This window comes from Actinomadura sp. NPDC048955 (genome assembly GCF_040649435.1).
Classification (GTDB): domain Bacteria; phylum Actinomycetota; class Actinomycetes; order Streptosporangiales; family Streptosporangiaceae; genus Spirillospora; species Spirillospora luteofluorescens.
The window spans coordinates 41,920-61,363 of record NZ_JBEZJI010000045.1 but is presented as its reverse complement, the minus strand read 5'-3'; the positions used below and the strand labels follow the sequence as shown (position 1 = coordinate 61,363).

The 19,444-nt window shown below is 73.8% G+C and carries 18 protein-coding genes; 4 read left to right on the top strand and 14 right to left on the bottom strand.

What is annotated here, in order from left to right; all coding sequences use genetic code 11:
• Positions 1–84: 84 nt before the first annotated feature.
• The 10 genes from AB0C84_RS32510 to metG all read right to left on the bottom strand — a co-directional run bounded on the left by AB0C84_RS32510 (position 85) and on the right by metG (position 10,638).
• Positions 85–1,218, bottom strand: coding sequence for an amidase (locus AB0C84_RS32510; protein ID WP_361073975.1), 1,134 nt, complete (start codon positions 1,216–1,218; stop codon positions 85–87).
• Between the two features lie 46 nt (positions 1,219–1,264).
• Positions 1,265–3,028: an ABC-F family ATP-binding cassette domain-containing protein gene (locus tag AB0C84_RS32505; RefSeq protein WP_361073973.1), complete on the bottom strand. Its 1,764-nt coding sequence runs from the start codon at positions 3,026–3,028 to the stop codon at positions 1,265–1,267.
• Between the two features lie 58 nt (positions 3,029–3,086).
• Entirely contained in the window at positions 3,087–3,503 is a 417-nt protein-coding gene (locus tag AB0C84_RS32500) for a hypothetical protein (RefSeq protein WP_361073971.1), read from the bottom strand.
• Between the two features lie 101 nt (positions 3,504–3,604).
• Positions 3,605–3,829: a hypothetical protein gene (locus tag AB0C84_RS32495; RefSeq protein WP_361073969.1), complete on the bottom strand. Its 225-nt coding sequence runs from the start codon at positions 3,827–3,829 to the stop codon at positions 3,605–3,607.
• 128 nt (positions 3,830–3,957) lie between these two features.
• Positions 3,958–4,887 (bottom strand): 4-(cytidine 5'-diphospho)-2-C-methyl-D-erythritol kinase, encoded by a 930-nt coding sequence (locus tag AB0C84_RS32490; protein ID WP_361073967.1) that lies wholly within the window; start codon positions 4,885–4,887, stop codon positions 3,958–3,960.
• Positions 4,888–4,908: 21 nt separating this feature from the next.
• On the bottom strand, positions 4,909–6,048 hold the full coding sequence (locus AB0C84_RS32485; RefSeq protein WP_361073965.1) for a glycosyl hydrolase: 1,140 nt from the start codon (positions 6,046–6,048) through the stop codon (positions 4,909–4,911).
• Between the two features lie 29 nt (positions 6,049–6,077).
• Entirely contained in the window at positions 6,078–6,983 is a 906-nt protein-coding gene (rsmA, locus tag AB0C84_RS32480; RefSeq protein WP_361073963.1) for a 16S rRNA (adenine(1518)-N(6)/adenine(1519)-N(6))-dimethyltransferase RsmA, read from the bottom strand.
• 58 nt (positions 6,984–7,041) lie between these two features.
• Positions 7,042–7,866 (bottom strand): transglycosylase family protein, encoded by an 825-nt coding sequence (locus AB0C84_RS32475; protein ID WP_361073961.1) that lies wholly within the window; start codon positions 7,864–7,866, stop codon positions 7,042–7,044.
• Positions 7,867–8,023: 157 nt separating this feature from the next.
• On the bottom strand, positions 8,024–8,848 hold the full coding sequence (locus tag AB0C84_RS32470; protein WP_361073959.1) for a TatD family hydrolase: 825 nt from the start codon (positions 8,846–8,848) through the stop codon (positions 8,024–8,026).
• Positions 8,845–10,638 (bottom strand): methionine--tRNA ligase, encoded by a 1,794-nt coding sequence (gene metG / locus AB0C84_RS32465; protein ID WP_361073957.1) that lies wholly within the window; start codon positions 10,636–10,638, stop codon positions 8,845–8,847. The genes AB0C84_RS32470 and metG overlap by 4 nt, the downstream gene beginning before the upstream one ends.
• A gap of 92 nt (positions 10,639–10,730) precedes the next feature.
• On the opposite strand from metG, the gene AB0C84_RS32460 reads away from it, so the two are divergent.
• A complete protein-coding gene (locus tag AB0C84_RS32460; protein ID WP_361073956.1) occupies positions 10,731–12,347 on the top strand; it encodes a glycosyltransferase family 39 protein in 1,617 nt (538 codons plus the stop codon).
• Positions 12,348–12,521: 174 nt separating this feature from the next.
• Here the strand turns inward: AB0C84_RS32460 and AB0C84_RS32455 are convergent, their stop codons facing one another.
• The 3 genes from AB0C84_RS32455 to AB0C84_RS32445 are packed head-to-tail and all read right to left on the bottom strand — an operon-like array spanning position 12,522 to position 14,639.
• A complete protein-coding gene (locus AB0C84_RS32455; protein WP_361073954.1) occupies positions 12,522–13,313 on the bottom strand; it encodes an SCO1664 family protein in 792 nt (263 codons plus the stop codon).
• Between the two features lie 53 nt (positions 13,314–13,366).
• Positions 13,367–13,915 carry a DUF3090 domain-containing protein gene (locus AB0C84_RS32450; RefSeq protein ID WP_361073952.1) on the bottom strand — a complete coding sequence of 183 codons (549 nt, stop codon included), beginning with the start codon at positions 13,913–13,915 and terminating at the stop codon, positions 13,367–13,369.
• A gap of 10 nt (positions 13,916–13,925) precedes the next feature.
• Positions 13,926–14,639 carry a histidine phosphatase family protein gene (locus AB0C84_RS32445; protein ID WP_361073950.1) on the bottom strand — a complete coding sequence of 238 codons (714 nt, stop codon included), beginning with the start codon at positions 14,637–14,639 and terminating at the stop codon, positions 13,926–13,928.
• A gap of 53 nt (positions 14,640–14,692) precedes the next feature.
• Here AB0C84_RS32445 and corA point away from each other — a divergent pair, with 53 nt between their 5' ends.
• Positions 14,693–15,673: a magnesium/cobalt transporter CorA gene (gene corA / locus AB0C84_RS32440; RefSeq protein WP_258939904.1), complete on the top strand. Its 981-nt coding sequence runs from the start codon at positions 14,693–14,695 to the stop codon at positions 15,671–15,673.
• Here the strand turns inward: corA and AB0C84_RS32435 are convergent.
• Positions 15,670–16,299, bottom strand: a complete 630-nt coding sequence (locus AB0C84_RS32435; RefSeq protein WP_361073948.1) for a hypothetical protein — start codon at positions 16,297–16,299, stop codon at positions 15,670–15,672. The genes corA and AB0C84_RS32435 overlap by 4 nt on opposite strands.
• A 132-nt stretch (positions 16,300–16,431) precedes the next feature.
• Here AB0C84_RS32435 and AB0C84_RS32430 point away from each other — a divergent pair, with 132 nt between their 5' ends.
• Both AB0C84_RS32430 and AB0C84_RS32425 read left to right on the top strand, forming a co-directional pair.
• The gene (locus AB0C84_RS32430; protein WP_179841750.1) at positions 16,432–17,391 is read left to right on the top strand and encodes an aldo/keto reductase; all 960 of its coding nucleotides are present in this window, start codon (positions 16,432–16,434) and stop codon (positions 17,389–17,391) included.
• A gap of 81 nt (positions 17,392–17,472) precedes the next feature.
• Positions 17,473–19,377 carry a helix-hairpin-helix domain-containing protein gene (locus tag AB0C84_RS32425; protein ID WP_361073946.1) on the top strand — a complete coding sequence of 635 codons (1,905 nt, stop codon included), beginning with the start codon at positions 17,473–17,475 and terminating at the stop codon, positions 19,375–19,377.
• Positions 19,378–19,444 lie beyond the last annotated feature (67 nt).

The following is a 19,444-nucleotide window of genomic DNA, read 5'->3' as shown; positions in this document are numbered from 1 at the left end:
AGGCGCTTAGAGCGCCTTCCGGCCGCCCGACCCGTGCCCTGGCTCAGGTCCCCGGCTCAGGTCCACTCCAAGAGCGTTTGGGGGTTAGGGGGTCAGGGCGGATTCCAGGGTGGCGGCCAGGGCGCAGAGGTGTTCCTCGGCGCCGGCGCGGCCGATGAGCTGGACGGACGTGGGCAGGTGCGAGCCGGGCACCGGGACGGGAAGGGCGAACGCGGGGAGCCCGGCGACGTTGGCCTGGCCCACCAGCGCGGTGAGGACGAGGTCCGACTCGTCCGCCCCGTCGGGTTCCGGAGGCAGGCACGTCAGGACCGGCAGGGCGATCGCGGTGTGCCGTGCGAGGATCGCGTCGAGTTCGGCCCTGATCGCCTTGCGCATGGCGAGCGCCCGGTCGAGCAACCCGGCGCCGGACACGTCGATCATGTGCTGGATGCGGCGCGCGATGCGCCCGCTCAGCAGGTCCGGGGCGGCGAGGAGGCGCCCGTTCCGGCGCGCGGCCTCGTCGCTGATGATCAGGCCGTTGGCGGTGGCGGCGTCGGCGTAGTGCTCGGACCTGACATCGGTGAAGGGGCCGAGGCGGCGCAGGGCGTCGTCGACGGCGGCGTCGATCGCTGGGTCCACGCCGTCCACGCGCAGGCGCGCGATCGTCCCCGGGGCCCCGAACGCCGACGGGTCGTCGGGGGCGGGCGTGAAACCGGGTTCGAGCAGGCGCATCCCGAGCACGACGGCGGCGACGTCGCGGCCCATCGGCCCGACGACGTCCAGCGTCGGCGACAGCGGGTACACGCCGTCCAGGGAGACGCGGCCGTTCGTGGTCTTCAGGCCCGCGATGCCGCAGCAGGCGGCGGGGATGCGGATCGACCCGGAGGTGTCGGTCCCGAAGGCGACGTCGGCCTCGCCGGTGGCGACGGCCACGGCGGAGCCGCTGGACGACCCGCCCGGCACCCGCGACGGGTCGAGCGGGTTCACCGGCGTGCCCGTCCACGGGTTGACGCCGTCCGCGGCCATGCACAGCTCGTTCAGGTTGGCCTTGCCGACGATGCGGGCGCCCTGCGCGCGGGCGGACGCGACGACGGGCGCGTCCGCGGCGGCGGGCTCGGCGCGCTCGGCGACGGCCCGGCAGCCCGCGGTGGTGGGCAGCCCGGCGACGTCGATCGCGTCCTTGACGGCGAGGCGCGGGCCGTCGCCCGGCTCGTCCGTCCTGAGGATCCAGGTCGTCATCCCGGGATGATGCCCGGTGCGCCGGGAAACCGCCAGGAACGTCCTGCTAGCCGAGATCCTCGGCGAGCATGAGCCACTCCTCCTCGACGCCGGCGGCCTCCGCCTGGATCTCCTTGAGCCGGGCGTCCAGCTCCTGGAGCTTGGCGTAGTCGGTGGCGTGCGCGGCGAGCTGCTCGTGGAGGGCGGCCTGCTGCCCGGCGAGCTTCTCCAGGCGGCGTTCGAGGCGGTCGAGCTCCTTGCGGGCCTTCCAGTCCTGGCCGCCCGCCTTGGGCTTGGGAGGCGCGGGGGCGGGCTCGTTCCGGGCGGCGCCGGGCTTGGGCGCGGCTCCGGCGGCGCGGCGTTCGAGGTACTCGTCGACGCCCCCGGGCAGCAGCGACACGCGGCCGTCGCCGAGCAGCGCTACGACGTGGTCGGTGATGCGCTCCAGGAAGTACCGGTCGTGGCTGACGACGACGAGGGTTCCGGGCCAGCCGTCCAGAAGGTCCTCGACCTCGGTGAGGGTCTCGATGTCGAGGTCGTTCGTGGGCTCGTCCAGGAGGAGGACGTTCGGTTCGCCCATCAGGAGGCGGAGCAGCTGCAGGCGGCGGCGTTCACCGCCGGACAGGTCACCGACGGGCGTCCACTGCCGGTCGCCCGGGAAGCCGAGCCGTTCGAGGAGCTGGCTCGCGGTCCATTCGCGCTTGCCGACGGTGATGCGGCGGCGGATCTCTTCGACCGACTCCAGGACGCGCCGGGACGGGTCGAGGTCCTCCAGGTTCTGCGACAGATGCGCGAGCTGGACGGTCTTGCCCTGCACCACGGTGCCGGAGCCTGCCTGGACGGTGCCGTCGAGGAGCCGCAGCAGGGTGCTCTTGCCGCTGCCGTTGACGCCGACGAGACCGACCCGGTCGCCCGGGCCGAGCCGCCACGTCATGCGCTGGAACAGGTCGCGGTCGCCGAGGCGGACGCTGACGTCCTCGATGTCGTAGACGGTCTTGCCGAGCCGCGCGGTGGCGAACCGGGTCAGCTCCACCGAGTCGCGCGCGGGCGGCTCGTCGGCGATGAGGGCCTGCGCGGCGTCCACCCGGAACTTCGGCTTGGACGTGCGGGCCTGCGGGCCGCGGCGCAGCCACGCCAGTTCCTTGCGGAGCAGGTTCTGCCGCTTGGCCTCGGTGGCGGCGGCGATGCGGGAGCGCTCGGCCTTGGCGAGGACGTAGGCGGAGTAGCCGCCCTCGTAGCGTTCGACGCGGCCGTCGACGACCTCCCACGTGCGGTCGGTCACCTCGTCCAGGAACCAGCGGTCGTGGGTGACGACGAGCAGCGCGACCTTGCGGCCCCTGAGGTGCCGGGCCAGCCAGTCGATCGCCTCGATGTCGAGGTGGTTGGTGGGCTCGTCCAGCAGGAGCAGGTCGGACTCGGGGACCAGGAGCCGGGCCAGCGCGACACGGCGGCGCTCCCCGCCGGACATGCCGGCCAGCGGCGCGTCCAGGTCCAGGTCGGCGAGCAGGCCGCCGAGGATCTCGCGGACGCGGACGTCGCCCGCCCACTCGTGCTCGGCGCGGTCGCCCACCACCACGGACCGGACGGTCGCGCTCTCCGGGAACTCGTCCCGCTGGGTCAGGTAGCCGAGCCGGATCCCGCGCGCGTGCGTGACGCGCCCGGCATCGGGCTCGGTCTCCTGGGCGAGGACGGACACGAGGGTGCTCTTGCCGCCGCCGTTGCGGCCGACGACGCCGACGCGGTCGCCCTCGTCCAGGCCGAGGGACACGGCGTCGAGCAGCGGTTCGGGCCCGTAGGCCTTGGCGACGTTCTCAAGATTGATCAGATTCACGGCGCCTTCAAGCGTAGGGCCCCGCGCGCACCGCTCGCACGGTCGCCGGCCCGGACGATCAGTTCGGGGGCGCCATGCCCGAGGGTCCGGGCTGCTCCGGACGATCCGGCTGATCCGGTTGCCCGTACTGACCCGGCTCCCCGTACTGGCCGGGTTGGCCGGGCGGCCCGTACTGGCCCTGCTGCCCGTACTGACCAGGTTGGCCGTACTGACCAGGTTGGCCCGGCTGGCCCGGCTGGCCCGGCTGGCCCGGCTGGCCGGGCGGCCCGTACTGGCCCTGTTGGCTGTATTGACCAGGCTGGCCGTACTGGCCGGGCTGACCTGGCTGCCCGTACTGGCCGGGCTGCTGCGGCGGGTACGAGGCGCCGGGCGGCCGGTACGCCGTGCTCCCGCCGGACCTCGATGATCTCGCGGCGAGCACCACCACGAGCACCACCACGACGCCGACGGCCATGAGCAGGAGCAGGAGGATCAAGGGGGACAGCATGCCAAGACGAGCCATTCCGCTAGGTTCCGTCAATCGTGGGAGGCGAACCGACCGATCAGGCGGCCCGGAGTCCCGGCCGCGCGGCGAGCCTACTGCCCGGCCGCCTCCCCCGGCACCACGGAGCCGGGCGCCACGGGCCCCGGCACGGCGGGGCCCGGGACCGCGGGGCCCGGCCCGGCGGAGCCCGCCCCGGCGGCCACCACCTTGTCAGGGGCGTTGCGGCGGAGGTCCCGGTCGCGGCGCACCGCCAGCAGGACGAGCGTCGCCAGCACGACGATCGCCACGAGGCCCAGCATCCCGGACAGATACGTCATCGTTCCACCTCGCCGGTCGGGTCAGTCCCGGAGGAACCGGTGTCACGGATAGAAGACGCGCTCCGCGACCCCGGGGTTCGCTTGTGTGACGATGGCAGCTACCGGGACAGGGCCGTCCCACCGTCCCGTCAGAGGAGTGTGGCGCCGGGGACGGGTCCGTGGGCCCGGACGATCTGCTCCGCGACGCCGGCGGAGTCCAGCTCGTCCGCGAGCCCGGCGGCGTCCTCCTCGGTCTCGGCGAGGAACGCGCAGGTCGGGCCGGAGCCGGAGACGAGCGCCCCGATCGCGCCGAGCTCGCGGCCGGTGTCGAGCGTGCGGCGCAGCGACGGGCGCAGCGACAGCGCGGCGGGCTCCAGGTCGTTGGACAGCGCGGCGCCGAGGGCCTTGGCGTCCCCGGTGGCGAGCGCGGTCATCAGCGCCTCGGACACGGTCGGCCACGCGGCCGTCTCCCCCGCCGCCAGGCGCAGCCGGTCGCACTCGCCGTAGACGGCGGGCGTGGACAGGCCGCCGTCGGCGGTGGCGAACACCCAGTGGAAGGTGCCGCGGGTCAAGGCGGGGGTGAGCCGCTCGCCGCGCCCGACGCCGACGGCCGTGCCGCCGAGGACGGCGAACGGGACGTCGCTGCCGAGGTCGCCGCCGAGCTCCATCAGGTCGTCGCGGGTGAGCGCGGGCTCCTCCCGGTCGTCCCAGAGCCGGGCGCAGGCGACGAGCGCGGCGGCGGCGTCGGCGCTGCCGCCCGCCATGCCGCCCGCGACCGGGATCGCCTTGCGGATCGAGAGCCGCACGGCCGTCTCGACGCCGAGGCGCGCGGCGACGAGCCGGGCCGCCCTGGCGGCGAGGTTGTCCTCGCCGGTGGGGACGCCGCCGACCGCGACGCGCGCGTGCGGAGCCGCCCGGACCTCCACCGCCAGCCGCTCGGCGGGCTCGGCCGTCACCTCGTCGAACAGGGACACGGCGTGGAACACGTTGACGAGGTCGTGGTAGCCGTCGTCGCGGATCGGGCCGACGCCCAACTGGAGGTTCACCTTGGCGGGGACCCGCACCGTCACTGCGTTCACTCGCGAAACCCTACGGGACCCTCAGCCGCCACTGGTGACGGGGAGGTTGCGGGGGTTGAAGTACGGGGTCGTGGCGAGTTCGCGCAGCGCCGAGGTCGCGTGCTTGTCGCCGGTCACCGAGTAGGAGCGGCGCTTGTCGCGGGCGTTCTTCGCCTGCTCGTCGGAGTTGAAGTACACCACGGCCTTGACCTGCGGGTCCTGGAGGGTCTTGGCGGCCTCGCGGAGCCACTCGGCGCGGCGCGGGCCGTAGGACCTCGGCACCCCGAACTCGGCGATCATGATGGGCTTGTGGCGCCCCCGGGCCCACTCCATGAACAGTTTCACCGCCTCCGACAGGTCGCGGTAGTCGTAGTCGGCGCCGGGCTGGGCGTCGGCGCAGATCCAGTCGACCTGGTCGTCGCCCGGGTAGTACGAGCCGGCGTTCGCGCCGCTGAAGCCGCGGGCGGTGGGGCACCACACCCACGCGACGTTGTCGACGTTCTCCCGCTTGAAGATCTCCCGCAGGTGCTTCCACGCGGCGACGAAGTCGGCCGCCGTGTGGACGCTCTTCTGGCCGGTCGCCTTGTCCATGTCACGCGACCAGCGCAGGAACACGGGCTTGCCGAGGGCCTTGACGGCGCGGGCGCGCTTGGCGATCAGGTCGTCGTGCTCGCCCTGGACGATCTCTCGGGTGTCGCCGCCGTCCCAGGTCAGCAGCAGGTAGCGGTTCCCGTCGGCGACGGACTTCTCCAGCCCGCCGGGGAAGTCGCTCTTCCAGCCGCGGTAGCTCTGCACGATGTCGAGCCGGCGGCCGAGCCGCTGCTCGAAGCCGGCGACGGGCGCCATGCCCGGCTTGCCGGCGTCCTTGCCGGACGGCGTCGGCGACTCCGACCCGGAAGGCGACTGCGACGGCGAGCCCGAGTCCGACGGCGAGCCGGAGGGGGACGGCGAGGCGGACGCGGAGTGCAGGCCGGTGCCCTCCGGCACCCAGGCCCCGAAGTAGGCCCCCTGGGCCGGCGGGACCGGCGCCACGCCCGCCCGCGCGGTCGTCGTGATCTTGGGTGCCGCACCGGCGCCGCCCCCGCAGCCCGCCGCGACCGTGGCGATCAGGCCCGCGATCGCGAGCAGCGCCGTCCCCACGATCGGCACCCGGGTCCGCGCCGCCCGCGCACGCGCCTTCACATCGACCTCCGGCTAGTACTGATGCTGTCTCATCCCCCGCGGGGAGCCCTCGCCTCGACGGTTCGAGGGTGATCGCCCCGGCGAGAAGGACCATACTCGGCAATCCGGGCAAAGGCGGCCACGTTCAGCGCTTCGCCCCGGGTCCGCGGGTCGACGCCCGCGGCGCGCAGCGCCTCCTCGGCGGCGGCCGCCGACCCCGCCCAGCCCGCGAGGGCCGCGCGCAGCGTCTTGCGGCGCTGCGCGAACGCGGCGTCGACCACGGCGAACACCTCCTGCCGGGACGCCCCGGTCGGCGGCGGGTCGCGGCGGGTGAACGCCACGAGCCCGGAGTCGACGTTCGGCGCGGGCCAGAACACGGCGCGCCCGACGGCCCCGGCCCGGCGGGCGTGCCCGTACCAGGCGAGCTTCACCGACGGCACCCCGTAGATCTTGGAGCCGGGCGCGGCGACCATCCGGTCGGCGACCTCGGCCTGCACCATCACCAGCGCGGACCGCAGCGACGGCAGCGTGGCCAGCAGGTGCAGCACGACGGGGACGGCCACGTTGTAGGGCAGGTTCGCCACGAGCGCCGTCGGCGCCGGCCCCGGCACCTCCGTGATCCGCATCGCGTCGGCGCGCACGACCTCCAGCCGCTCCGCGAGGTCCGGTTCCCGGGCGGCGGCCGTGGCCGGCAGCTCGGCGGCCAGCGCTTCGTCGATCTCCACGGCGACGACCCGCCGCGCCCGCGGCAACAGCGCCAGCGTGAGCGACCCAAGCCCCGGGCCCACCTCGATCACGACGTCATCGGGGTCGAGCTCCGCGGCCCGGACGATCCGCCGGACGGTGTTGGCGTCGATGACGAAGTTCTGCCCGAGCGTCTTCGTCGGCCTGATGCCGAGCCGCCCGGCGAGCTCGCGCACGTCCGCCGGGCCGAGCAGGCCCCTGGTGTCCCCCATACGACAAGTCTCCCCTGTCATCGCGCGGGCCCGTCCCCCAGGTCCCCGCCGGCGCCGGTCAGGAGAACAGGAACTTCCCGCAGTTGGGCCACTGGCCCTGCCAGCGGCCGTTCACCCGGTTGTAGAGCATCTGCGCCCGGTAGGTCTGCTCGGCGGAACTGGCGTCCGACGGCTTGCCCGAGCCGCCGACCGACGCCCACGACGACAGGGAGAACTGGTAGAGCCCGTAGTACCCGGCCGGGTTCACGGCCTTCGGGTTGTTGTGGGACTCGCAGTTGGCGAGGCCGCGCCAGTTCAGCCGCGTCACCGAGCCGCTGTTCGCCGACTTCGGCCCCACCGCGATGATCTGCGCGACGGGCTTGCGCTTCACCTTCCTCGCGAGGACCTTCGTGACCTTGCGGCCCTTGCGCCGGACGTAGGCCACCTTCACGAGCGTGATGCCGGGGCGGCCCTTGCGCAGCTCCTTCTCGCTCCACGGCGGGACGGACGAGCTCTTCTTGCGGACCGTCGGGGCGGTCGTCTTCACGACCTTGGTCACCGGCTCCGACAGCAGCCGCATGATCTTGATGACGTCCCCGGCGGGCTTGTCGGCGGCCGGCTCCACCAGGTCGTGCGGGCCGAGCGCGATCTTCGCCTGCTCCAGCACCTGGCCGACGGTCGCGCCGGTCGTCATGGTCTCGGTCTTCTTCGCGTCGACCACGATGACGACCTTGCGCGGCGCGGGGGCGCTGGTGCGCGGCGCGTCCGCGACGACGCCGTTCTTCGGGGCCGCCGATCCGCCGTCCCCGCCGCACGCCGAGGCGAGCAGCGCGGAGGCCAGCAGGACGGCGAGGGGCGCGAGCACGCGAGGCGCGCGCGTGCACGGCGCGGATGGGGAAGGCACGGGGAGTTCCTCCAGGGAGCCGGGCTCGGGGGGCGCCCGTCCAACGGCCAGAGATTAGAGGTCCCCGCCCGCCGCCGCCACCGCAACGCCGTCACTCGCCCTATTTGCCCGATATGCGTGCACCCGAGCCCCGTCCCGCCGCCCGGGTGCGCGCGACTCACCAGGGGCCGAAGGCGCGCTCCCCGTTCGCGGCGATCGCGGTGCACAGCTCCGCCAGGTCCACGCCCTTGACCTCCGCCATCGCGCGGACGGTGTGCGGTATCAGGTACGAGGCGTTCGGCTTGCCGCGGTGCGGGATCGGCGTCAGGAACGGCGCGTCGGTCTCCACGAGCAGCAGGTCCATCGGCGCCGCGCGCAGCGCCTCCCGCAGGGGCTCGGCGTTCTTGAACGTGACGTTCCCGGCGAAGCTCATCAGGTAGCCGCGGTCGGCACAGACCCGCGCCATGGCCGCGTCGCCGGAGTAGCAGTGGAAGACCACCGTGTCGGGCGGGCCCTCCTCCTCCAGGATCGCCAGCACGTCGTCGTGGGCCTCCCGGTCGTGGATGACCAGGGCCGTGCCGGTGCGCTTGGCGATGTCGACGTGGGCGCGGAAGGAGCGGTGCTGGTCCTCCTTCGGCGCCCAGTCGCGGTAGTAGTCCAGGCCCGTCTCGCCGATCGCGCGGACCTTCGGGTGCGCGGCCAGCCGGGCGACGTCGGCCAGGACGGCGTCGCTGATGCCCGTCGTCTCGTTCGGGTGGATCGCGACCGCCGCGTACACGTCGTCGAACTCGCCCGCGACCTCCACCGCGAACCGGGAGGACGGAAGGTCGCAGCCGATCGTGACGATCCGCGCGACGCCCGCCGCCTTCGCCGACCTCAGCTGCTCGTCCACCGGCGTCTCGACGATGTCGAGATGGCAGTGGCTGTCGAAGACGTCGTCGGGCAGCCGCTCGGGCAGCGGCGGATAGGAACGCGGGGCCTGACCGTCCCCCTCCTCGGTCACGCCTTCTCCAGCCGGGCGAGCTCCTCGTCCACCACCGACGCCTCCAGCTTCTTGAACAGCGGCACCGGCTTGGCCAGCGGGACGCCCGCCTTGATCGGCATGGACTCCCAGCGCGCCTCGGTCGCGTAGTCGCCGGTGAGGACGCGGTAGTCGGGGCCGCCCTCCTCCGACACCGTCTCCAGCTCGGGCATGCCGCTCCACACGCCCTGCCCGCCGAGCATCTCGTAGACCTTCTGCGAGGAGTTCGGCAGGAACGGCGTCAGCAGCGTCTTGGCGTCGTCGACGACCTGCAGCGCGGTGTGCAGGATCGACTTCACCCGCTCGGGGTCGTCCTTCAGCTTCCAGGGCGCCTGGTCCGACAGGTACTTGTTGGCGTCGCGGACGACGTCCAGCGCCTCGGTGATCGAGTTCTTGAACCGCGACCGGCCGAGCTCGGCCCCCACGGCCCCGAACGCGGCGCGGCTGCGCTGCAGCAGCGCCCGGTCGGCGTCGGTGAGGTCGCCCGCCTCGGGGATCGCGCCGAAGTTCTTCGCCGCCATGTTCACCGAGCGGTTCACGAGGTTGCCCCACGCCGCCACCAGCTCGTCGTTGTTGCGGCGGACGAACTCCGACCACGTGAAGTCGGTGTCCTGGTTCTCGGGGCCGGCGACGGCGACGTAGTAGCGCAGCGCGTCCACGTCGTAGCGCTCCAGGAAGTCCTTCACGTAGATGACCACCTGGCGGGACGAGGAGAACTTGCGGCCCTCCATCGTCAGGAACTCCGACGACACGACCTCCGTCGGGACGTTCAGCGCGCCCAGCGAGCCGGGCGTGCCGCCCTTGTCGCCCTGGCCGCCGTAGCCGAGCAGCATCGCCGGCCAGATCTCGGCGTGGAAGACGATGTTGTCCTTGCCCATGAAGTAGTAGGACAGGGCCTCAGGGTCCTGCCACCAGGCGCGCCACGCCTCGGGGTCGCCGGTGCGCCGCGCCCACTCCACCGACGCGGAGAAGTAGCCGACGACGGCGTCGAACCAGACGTACAGCTTCTTGGCCGGGTTGTCGCGCCAGCCGTCCAGCGGGATGGGCACGCCCCAGTCGAGGTCGCGGCTGATCGCGCGCGGCTGCATGTCGTCGAGCAGGTTCAGCGCGAACTTCAGCACGTTCGGCCGCCACTGGCCCTGCTTACCGCGCAGGTAGCGCCCGAGGACCTCGGTGAACGCGGGCAGGTCGAGCATGAAGTGCTCGGTCTCGGTGAACTTCGGCGTCTCGCCGTTGATCCGCGACACCGGGTTGATCAGGTCGATCGGGTCGAGCTGGTTGCCGCAGTTGTCGCACTGGTCGCCGCGCGCCCCGTCGTACCCGCAGATGGGGCAGGTGCCCTCGATGTAGCGGTCCGGGAGCGTCCGGCCGGTGGACGGCGAGATCGCGCCCATCGTCCTGGTCGGGAAGATGTAGCCGTTGTCGTACAGGCCCTTGAAGACCTCCTGCACGACCGCGTAGTGGTTCAGCGTCGTGGTCCGCGTGAACAGGTCGTAGGACATCCCGAGGCCGTACAGGTCCTCGGCGATCACGGAGCTGTAGCGGTCGGCCAGCTCGCGGGCCGTCACGCCCTCCTTGTCGGCCTGCACCTGGATCGGGGTGCCGTGCTCGTCGGTGCCGCTGACCATCAGGACCTTGTTGCCCGCCATCCGCTGGTAGCGGCTGAACATGTCGGCGGGCAGCGCGAAACCGGAGACGTGCCCGATATGACGGGGCCCGTTGGCGTACGGCCATGCGGGCGCGGTCAAGATATGACGGCTTGACGAGGACATGGAATCAAGGGTAGTCGCGTCACGGAGGCCGCGGCACGCGAGTAACCTGGCTCGGCGTCACAGCAGGACCAGCGGAGGCGGGAACCCAAGGCATGGCCCAGACCACGTCCGATCAGGCGGTCGCCCGGGACGCCGGCGAGGCGGAACCGGACGCGCCCTCCCTCCCCTCCCGCCTGCTGGGCCGGGTGCGGCGGACCCGGCGGGTGGTGTGGCTGTCACTGCTGGTCGCGGCGTCCGCGGTGCTCGCCCAATGGGTGATCATGACGCCGCCGCTGTACTTCGACCCGTACTACGTGTGGCTCGCCGCCCGCGACTGGCCGCACGTCCCCCTCACGCAGTGGCCGTTCGACGAGGTCCCGCACCAGGTCACCCGCATCGGGCTGGTCCTCCCGGCGCGGCTCGCCCAGGAGGTCCTCGGCGACGGCCAGGCCGCCTACTTCACCGTCGCCGCCCTCGGCGGCGCCGCCTTCTTCGTCGGTACGTACCTGGTCGTCCGGTCCCTGTTCGGGGACGTGGCGGGCCTGGCGTCCGCGGCGGTCCTGCTGGTCCACCCGTTCTTCACCATGACCAACCCGTTCGGCCACGAGATCACCTGGTCGACCGGGGTGATGCTGCCGGACATGCCGGGCGCCGGGCTGTTCACCCTCGGGATGGCGGGGCTCGTCGTCGCGAGCCGCAGGACCGGCCGGGCGCAGACGCGGATGCTGCTGGCCGCCGGGGTGCTCCTCGGCACGTCGTTCCTCGTCCGGGAGTTCCTGGCCTTCCTCTTCCTCGCCATCCCCGCCTACCTGGCGCTGCTGCGGATCCCGTGGCGCCGCAACGTCACGGTCGGCGCGCCGATGCTGGCGATCCTGCTGCTCAACTTCCTCCACAACCAGCTGGTGTGGGGCAGCCCGCTCGCCGGGCTCATGTCGGCGGCGGGGCACGGCGGCCAGTCCCGCGACTACGTCACCCGCTCGCTCGCCGCGCGGTCGTTCCTGCGCGCGATGCACGAGTGGAACCCGCTCGGCCTCGTCTTCACCGCCGCGCTGGCCCTCACGATCGTCGGCTGGGCCCTCACCCGCGACCGGCGCCTCGCACTGGTCCTGGTGTGGTTCTTCACTCTGGCCGTGCCGCTGACGCTGTTCTCCGGCGTCCTCGACCCGAACGACATCTCGCTGCGCGCCTGGCTCCAGCGGTACTGGTTCGCGGTGCTGCCCGCGCTGCTCGCGGGCGGGTCCGGGTCGCTGATCCTGATGTTCCGGATGCTGCCGTCCGGCCTGGTGTCACGGCTGCGGCTGCGGACGGTCGTGGCGCCCGTCCTGCTGGTCGCGCTCGGCGCGACGTACGCGGTGGCGGCCGCCCGCGCCGTCCCGGAGCTGCCGCGCGACAGAGCGTGGAACGAGCTGCGCGGCTACCTCGGCGGCCACCGCGACATCACGCTGATCTGCGCCGACCGGCGGCTCGCGCAGACCCTCACCTTCTACACGCGCGACGTGTGGGGCCGCCCGGTCTGGCGCGGCGAGATCCGCGACTTCCCGCACTACCTGCCGGTCCCGCGCAACGCGACGGAAGGGCCGATGCTCTACACGCGCTGGCGCGGCATGGAGTCGCAGATCGGCGGCGGCTGGCGCCCCGACCCCGCCCAAGGCTGGACGCTCATGTGGCGCTCCTCGGACGGAGTCCTCCAACTCTGGAATCCCCCCGCAGGGAGCACCACCGGGAGCTAGGGCTTGCCTCGAAGTGGCCTCGGCCACGCACGCGAACGCGTGACCTGCCCGGTGGAGCGAAGCCGGAGGCGAGCGGAACCGGGCAGATCGCGAAGCGATGCCGCGTTCGCCCAGGCCAGGTCACGTAGCGAGCCGCTAGGCGAGCGAAGTGGGCCGGTACTGAATCAACACCGCCTAGAGCGGCGGCCAGGGGATGGCGGGCCAGTCCTCGGGCGGGTAGGGGTGGATGCGGTGCTTGAGCATCAGCTCGACGCGGCGCCGGGTGGCGTCGACCTCCTCGGCGGTGAGCAGCTCGGCGAGCCGCGCGCCTAGGGCGCCGCCGCGCAGGCCCGCGTCGACCCGGCCGAGCGCCTCGACGGCCTCGGAGGTGAGGGGCTTGCCGCGCCACTGCCACAGGACGGTGCGCAGCTTGTACTCGACGGAGAAGCAGACGCCGTGGTCGCAGCCGTACACGTGGCCGTCGCCGGGCGGCAGCAGATGGCCGATCTTGCGGTCGGCGTTGTTGACCACGGCGTCGAAGACCGCCATCCGGCGGACGGCCTCCTCGTCGGAGCGCGACAGGCCGACCAGGTCGATGTCGGCGTCGGGCTCCACCCACAGCTGGACCATGCCGGGCCCGTAGGGGCCGTCGCGGTGGACGGTCGGCGGGACGGTGTCCCAGCCCATCGCCTTGGAGACCTCGTAGGCGGCGACCTCCCGCTCGGCGAGCGTCCCGTCGGGAAAGTCCCACAGGGGCCGCTCCCCCGCGACCGGCTTGTAGACGCAGTTGGCCGCGACCCCGTCGTGCTCGATCGCGCAGTAGAGGGTGGCGTTGGACGCCTGGACGAGCCGGCCCTCCACGGCGATGCGCCCGGCGGTCAGCAGCCGCTCGGCGGCGGCCGCGTCGCGCGGGGACACCCCGTGCCCGGCCTCGTCCCGCCCGCCTGCGTCGCCGGCGGGCGCCCGGCCCCGGGAGGACTGCGTCATGCGTTCATTCTCCCGGCCACGTCGTCCATGATCCAGCACAGCGGGGTGTCATCTCAGCCGAGGTATCCGTTCTGGCGGGGGCACACGTGCCCCTCGCTGTCGAGCGGCAGGCCGCACAGCGGGCACGGCGGCCGCCCCGCCGCGACCACCTTCAGGGCGCGCTCGGTGAAGGCCCGGGCCTGCGCCGCGCTGATCCGCACCCGCAGCACCGCGACGGCGGGGTCGTCCTCGCCGACCTCGGGCTCCTCGTCGGACTCGGTGACCTCCTGCGCCTCGATGACCACCTGCTCGCCGTCGGGGTCCCAGGCCAGCGCCATCGTGCCGACCTTGAACTCCTCCTCGACGGGCTGGTCGAGGGGGCCGTCGTCCTTGAGCTCGGACGGGGCGGCCGTGGGCACGGCGGCGTCCCCGCCGCTGCGCCGCAGGACCTCGTCCAGCAGCTCCTCGAGCCGCTCGGCCAGCAGCGTCACCTGGAACTTCTCCAGCCCCACGCTGGTGACGCGGCGTCCGGAGCGCGCCTGCAGGTAGAACGCGCGGTCGCCGGGGCGCCCGACGGCGCCGGCGACGAAGCGCTCCGGCGGGTCGTAGGAGATGACGGGCATGACAATGACCCTACGCGCCGCCGCCCACGGCCGCGTCACTCGACCCGAGTCCGTCTTTCCCGGAACGTTCCTCCGGCGGTTCCGGGACCAACCCGGCGACGTCGCCGCCGGTGTCGTTGAGCCGGACGACGAACGGTCGCGTCTCGGTGTAGCGGATCACGGTGAGCGACGCCGGGTCGGCCTGGATGCGCTGGAACTGGTCCAGGTGCAGGCCGAGGGCGTCGGCGACGATCGACTTGATGATGTCGCCGTGACTGCACACCGCGTAGAGGGCGTCCGGGCCGTGGGCTGCGGCGATGCGCCCGTTCCAGTCGCGGACGGCGGTGACGGCGCGGTGCTGCGCGTCCGCCAGCGCCTCCCCCGCCTCGCCGGGGAACCGGGCGGCGCTCGGATGGGCCTGCACGACGCGCCAGAGCGGCTCCTCCGCCAGTTCCTTGAGGGGGCGGCCCGTCCAGTCGCCGTAGCGGACCTCGCCGAACCGGTCGTCGGTCTCGATCTTCTCGGCGGGCTCGCCGCGCCCCGCGGCGACGGCCTCGGCGGTCTCGACGCAGCGTTCGAGGGGGCTGGACACGACGGCGGCGAGCGGCAGGGGGGCCATGCGGGCGCCGAGCGCCGCCACCTGGGCGCGGCCCCGCTCGTCCAGGCGCACCCCGGGCGTCCATCCGGCCAGCACAGGGCCGGTCATAGCGGTCAGGCCATGCCGAACCAGCAGAAGCGTCGTCACACCGGCCACTCTAGGAGATCATCCGGACCTTTCGACGCCCCGGATGCGCGACAATGCGTGGTGTGATCGTCGACAAGGCCATCTACGCCGGCGGGAAGCGCCGCGACATCGAGGGCGACATCAGCGACGCCTTCGACCTCGCCCGCGAGGACGGCGAGTGCTTCCTGTGGATCGGCCTCTTCGAGCCCGACGAGGACGAGTTCGAGCTGGTCAAGGACGAGCTGAACCTGCATCCCCTGGCGGCCGAGGACGCGGTCTCGGCGCACCAGCGGCCCAAGATGGAACGCTACGACGACACGCTGTTCGTGGTGCTGAAGACGCTCGCCTACATCGACAAGACCTCCGACATCGAGGTCGGCGAGATCATGGTCTTCCTCGGCCGGGACTTCGTGGTGACCGTCCGGCACGGCGCCGGGAACCCGCTCGGGCCGGTCCGCAAGCGGCTGGAGGACTCGCCGGACCTGCTCGCGCACGGCGCCACCGCGGTCCTGTACGCGGTGTGCGACGAGGTCGTCGACCGGTACGGCGTCGTCGCGCACGAGGTGGAGGTCGACATCATCGGGCTGGAGCGGGCCGTGTTCGACCCGAACGCCCGGGACGTCACCGCCGACATCTACTCGCTCAAGCGGGAGGTGCTGGAGTTCCGCAGCGCCGAGGACCCGCTCGTCCCCGTACTGCAGGAGATCGTGAAGGGCCGCGTCGCCGAGTGCGGCTCCACCCGCGAGTACTTCCGCGACGTCCTGGACCACCTGCTGCGCGTCGACGGGCAGGTCGACTCCCACAACGAGCTGCTCAACAGCGTGCTGACCGCGCACCTCGCGCTGCTCGGCAAGCGGCAGAACGAGGACATGCGCAAGATCTCCGCGTGGGCCGCGATCATCGCGGTGCCCACCGCGATCGCCGGGATCTACGGCATGAACTTCGACCACATGCCCGAGCTGCACTGGACCATCGGGTACCCGCTGGTCATCGCGGTGATGGCGGTCGTGTGCGTGCTGCTGTTCCGCCGCCTGCGCAAGAGCGGCTGGCTCTAGGGGCCGGTGCCGGCGGAGTCGAGAGGGGACGCCGGCGCGGCGAGGAGCACCGCCCACAGGTGGGACTCGGCGTCGCGCGCCTCGAGGCGGCGGCGCATCCGCTCGATGCCGGAGCGCGTGGGCAGCGCCAGCCAGACGAGCAGCGGGTAGCCGAGAACGAACCCGGCGACGAAGACCAGCTCGCTGTGGGCGACCATCGCCAGCGGGAGCCCCAGCAGGATCACGCCCTCGGCCAGCGCGAACCGCAGCAGGACCGCCTGCCGGAACATCATCAGCGCGGTCCGCGCCGCCGCGCCCGGGTCGGCGCCCGGCGCCATCGGGCGCGGCGCGCGGGGCCCGGCGAGCAGGGCCGCCAGCGCGACGGCCGCGAGCGGCAGGTAGATCCACGGCGGCGCGTCCCCGCGGCCGTCCTCGACGATCAGCGGCATGATCGCCAGGATCAGCAGGGGGGCGGCCAGCAGCGCCAGCATCATCAGGCGCATCCGGCCGAGCTCGGTGCCGCCGCGCAGCGAGGCGAGGTAGCCGGGGTCGTCGCCCGGACCGGCGCCGAACACCGGCGCCGTCTGCGGCCCGCCGTCGCCCTCCGGCGTCTTCGGCGAGTACATCGAGAACGGGGGTGGCGCCATGGCTGCGCACTCTAGCCCGGCGGCGCCCGGTCGCAATAGATCCTCACCAGGATCTTTGCGCCGCGCGCGGGTCCGGCCGGAGCGGCCGCTCACTTTCCGCGCGACTCGCCCGGACCGCTAGATTGGCCGCCTATGAAGGAGCGTCACCTCGGGCGGAGCGGGCTGCTGGTGTCCCGGCTGGGACTCGGCACCATGACCTGGGGCCAGGACACCTCCCCTGACGAGGCGGCCGCGCAGCTCATCGCCTTCGTGGAGGCCGGGGGCACCCTGGTCGACACCGCCGACGTCTACAACGACGGCCACAGCGAGCGCATCCTCGGCCACCTGCTGCGCGAGCTGGTCGACCGCGACGACCTCGTCGTCGCGACCAAGGCGGCGATCAGGCCGAACGGACGCTACGACGGCTCCCGCAGGCACCTGCTGCGCGCCCTCGACGCCTCGCTCGACCGGATGGACCTCGACTTCGTCGACCTGTGGCAGCTGCACGTCTACGACCCGCACACCCCGCTCGAGGAGACCCTCTCGGCACTGGACGAGGCGGTCTCCTCGGGACGGGCCCGGTACGTCGGGGTCTCCAACTACGCGGGCTGGCAGGTCGCCAAGGCCGCCGCCTGGCAGCGGGCCTGGCCGGGCCGCGCGCCGGTCGTGTCCGCGCAGCTGGAGTACTCGCTGCTGAGCCGCGACATCGAGCGGGAGGTCGTGCCCGCCGCGCTGGACGCGGGGGCGGGCCTGCTGCCGTGGTCGCCGCTCGGCCGCGGCGTCCTCACCGGCAAGTACCGCACCGGCATCCCCGCCGGGTCGCGCGCCGCCGCGCCCCACTTCGCCGAGTTCGTCCAGCCGTACCTGGACGAGGAGTGCGCCCGCATCGTGGAGTCGGTGGTGACCGCCGCCGAGGGCCTCGGCTGCTCCCCGCTCGCCGTGGCGCTCGCGTGGGTCCGCGACCGGGAGGGCGTCGCCGCGCCGATCGTCGGCGCGCGGACCGCGGCGCAGCTCGGCGCGATCCTGGCGAGCGAGGAGGTCACGCTGCCGCACGAGATCCGCGGCGCGCTGGACGACGTCTCCGATCTCTCCGACACGACCTCCCACCCGTGATTCGTCCGTGAACCCCGGGGCCGTCCGTGGCACGCTCTGGACGGTCCACCGCCAACCGAGATCAGCCGTGACGGGAAGCCCGTGACCGACACCCCTGACCACACCCCCACACCCGAGGAGCGCAAGGCGCGCGCCGAGGCCGCCATGCGCGCGGCCGAGGCGGCCGCGGGCGCGCTCGACGGGCGGGACGCCCCCGAGCCCGCGCCGCGTTCGGCGCCGCAGCCGCCGCCCGAGCCCGCCGGCGGCCCGGAGGAGGGCCTGCGGGCCCTCGGCGGTCTGTTCGCGGAGACGGGCGTGCCCGCCGCGCTCGCCTCCCGCGCCATGGCGCGTCTCGGGCCGGGAGCCGCCGGGCGGCTGCGGGAGGACCCGTGGCGCCTGCTGAGCGTCCCCGGCGTCCAGCCCGGTCAGGCCGACCACTTCGCCCGCGCCCTGCTCGGCGAGGACGCCCGCCCCGGCGACCCCCGCCGCGGCGGGGCCCTCGTCCTGCACCTGCTGACGGAGGCGGCACGCCAGGGCCACACGGTCACGCCCGCCGCCGACGTCCTGTCCGCGCTGGAGCGGCTGCGCTTCCCCGACCCGCCGCGCGCCGTCGAGGCGGCGCTGGACGAGGCGGAGGTCCTGTCGCTCACCGAGGAGCCCGAGTTCGACGAGGAGGCGTTCGAGGACGGCGCCGAGCCGCCGGAGCCGGAGGAGACGCTCGGCCCGGCGCGGTGGGCGCTCGCGGAGGAGGCGGCGGCCGAGGGGTTCCAGCGCCTGACGCTCACCGCCGCGCCGCTGCTCGACGAGGCGGCCCTGAAGGGCCTGCGCGACGGGCTCCCCGAAGACCGCTCCCTGGCCCTCACCGCCGCGCTGCGCACCGGCGTGAGCATCCTGTCCGGCGCGCCGGACGGCCTCGCGCGCACGGTCGCCGAGATCGCCGCCGCCGCGGCGTCGCAGGGCGTCCGCACGGCCGTGGCGGCGCCCACCGACCGCGCCGCCGCCGACCTCGCGGCCGCCGTCCCCGGCAGGGCGGCGCAGGGATTCGAGGTCACCAGCCTGCACCGGCTGCTGGAGCCGCGCGAGGAACCGTCGGCCGCCCCCGGGGCCGTGCTCTACGAGCGCGGCGAGCAGCGGCCCTTCGACCTCGACCTGGTCATCGTGACGGACGGCGCGGCGCTCGACGTCGAGCTCTGCGCGGTGCTGACCGAGGCGTGCCCCGACGGCGCCCACCTCGTGCTGTGCCGCGAGCCGGGCGCCCCGCCGCCCGCCGGCCCCGGCCGGCCGCTGGACGACCTGGAGGCGTCGGAGACCGTGCCCGTCGTGGCGCTGGACCCCGAGCCGCCGTCCGGCCCGCTCGGCGCGATCACCGACGGGGTGCGCGGCGGCGAGCTCGCGGCCGTGGACGCCCCCGGGCACGAGGTCGTCATCGTGCCGGCCGAGGACGCCGGCGAGGCGGTGCACCGGGCCGTCCAGCTCGTCACCGACTCGATCCCCCGCGCTCTCGGCATCCCGGTCGAGGACGTCCAGGTCGTCGCCCCGGCCGCGGGCGGGGAGGCGGGCGCCGGCGCCCTGAACGCCGCGCTCAAGGCGCGCCTGAACCCGGGTCCCGGCGCGTTCGGCGGCATGGACCCCGGCGACCGCGTGGTCGTCGCCGCGCCGCTCCCGCAGGCCCCGCTCGGCGAGACCGGCGTGGTGACCGGCGGCGGCCCGCACGGGCTGGAGGTCGGCTTCCCGGGCGGCGCCGCGGTCGTCGCCCCGGCGGAGGCGTCCCGGCTGCGGCACGGCTGGGCGGTGCCCGTGGCGCTCGCGCGCGGGACGCGGCGTCCCGCCGTGGTGGCGGTGCTGGGCGCGGACGGCCTGTCACGGCCGCTGGTGGCCACCGCGTTCGGGCTCGCGCGCCGCCACCTGTCCGTCGTGCAGGCGGCCGGACCCGCGCTGGCCAGGGCCGTGCGCGAGGACGGGGCCCCGGCCCGGCGCACCAGGCTCGCGCGGCTGGTGGCCCAGTGAGGTACTGATGGGTAAAGAAACCCCCGTGTCGCGGTTTACGGACGACCCCGTATGGGACACGATGTCA

Coding starts and splice junctions, on each gene's coding strand:
- AB0C84_RS32430 (WP_179841750.1), top strand. CDS start 16,432: ATGAAGGAGCGTCACCTCGGGCGGAGCGGGCTGCTGGTGTCCCGGCTG.
- AB0C84_RS32455 (WP_361073954.1), bottom strand. CDS start 13,313: ATGACGCAGTCCTCCCGGGGCCGGGCGCCCGCCGGCGACGCAGGCGGG.
- AB0C84_RS32510 (WP_361073975.1), bottom strand. CDS start 1,218: ATGACGACCTGGATCCTCAGGACGGACGAGCCGGGCGACGGCCCGCGC.
- AB0C84_RS32460 (WP_361073956.1), top strand. CDS start 10,731: ATGGCCCAGACCACGTCCGATCAGGCGGTCGCCCGGGACGCCGGCGAG.
- AB0C84_RS32495 (WP_361073969.1), bottom strand. CDS start 3,829: ATGACGTATCTGTCCGGGATGCTGGGCCTCGTGGCGATCGTCGTGCTG.
- metG (WP_361073957.1), bottom strand. CDS start 10,638: ATGTCCTCGTCAAGCCGTCATATCTTGACCGCGCCCGCATGGCCGTAC.
- AB0C84_RS32450 (WP_361073952.1), bottom strand. CDS start 13,915: ATGCCCGTCATCTCCTACGACCCGCCGGAGCGCTTCGTCGCCGGCGCC.
- rsmA (WP_361073963.1), bottom strand. CDS start 6,983: ATGGGGGACACCAGGGGCCTGCTCGGCCCGGCGGACGTGCGCGAGCTC.
- corA (WP_258939904.1), top strand. CDS start 14,693: ATGCGTGGTGTGATCGTCGACAAGGCCATCTACGCCGGCGGGAAGCGC.
- AB0C84_RS32435 (WP_361073948.1), bottom strand. CDS start 16,299: ATGGCGCCACCCCCGTTCTCGATGTACTCGCCGAAGACGCCGGAGGGC.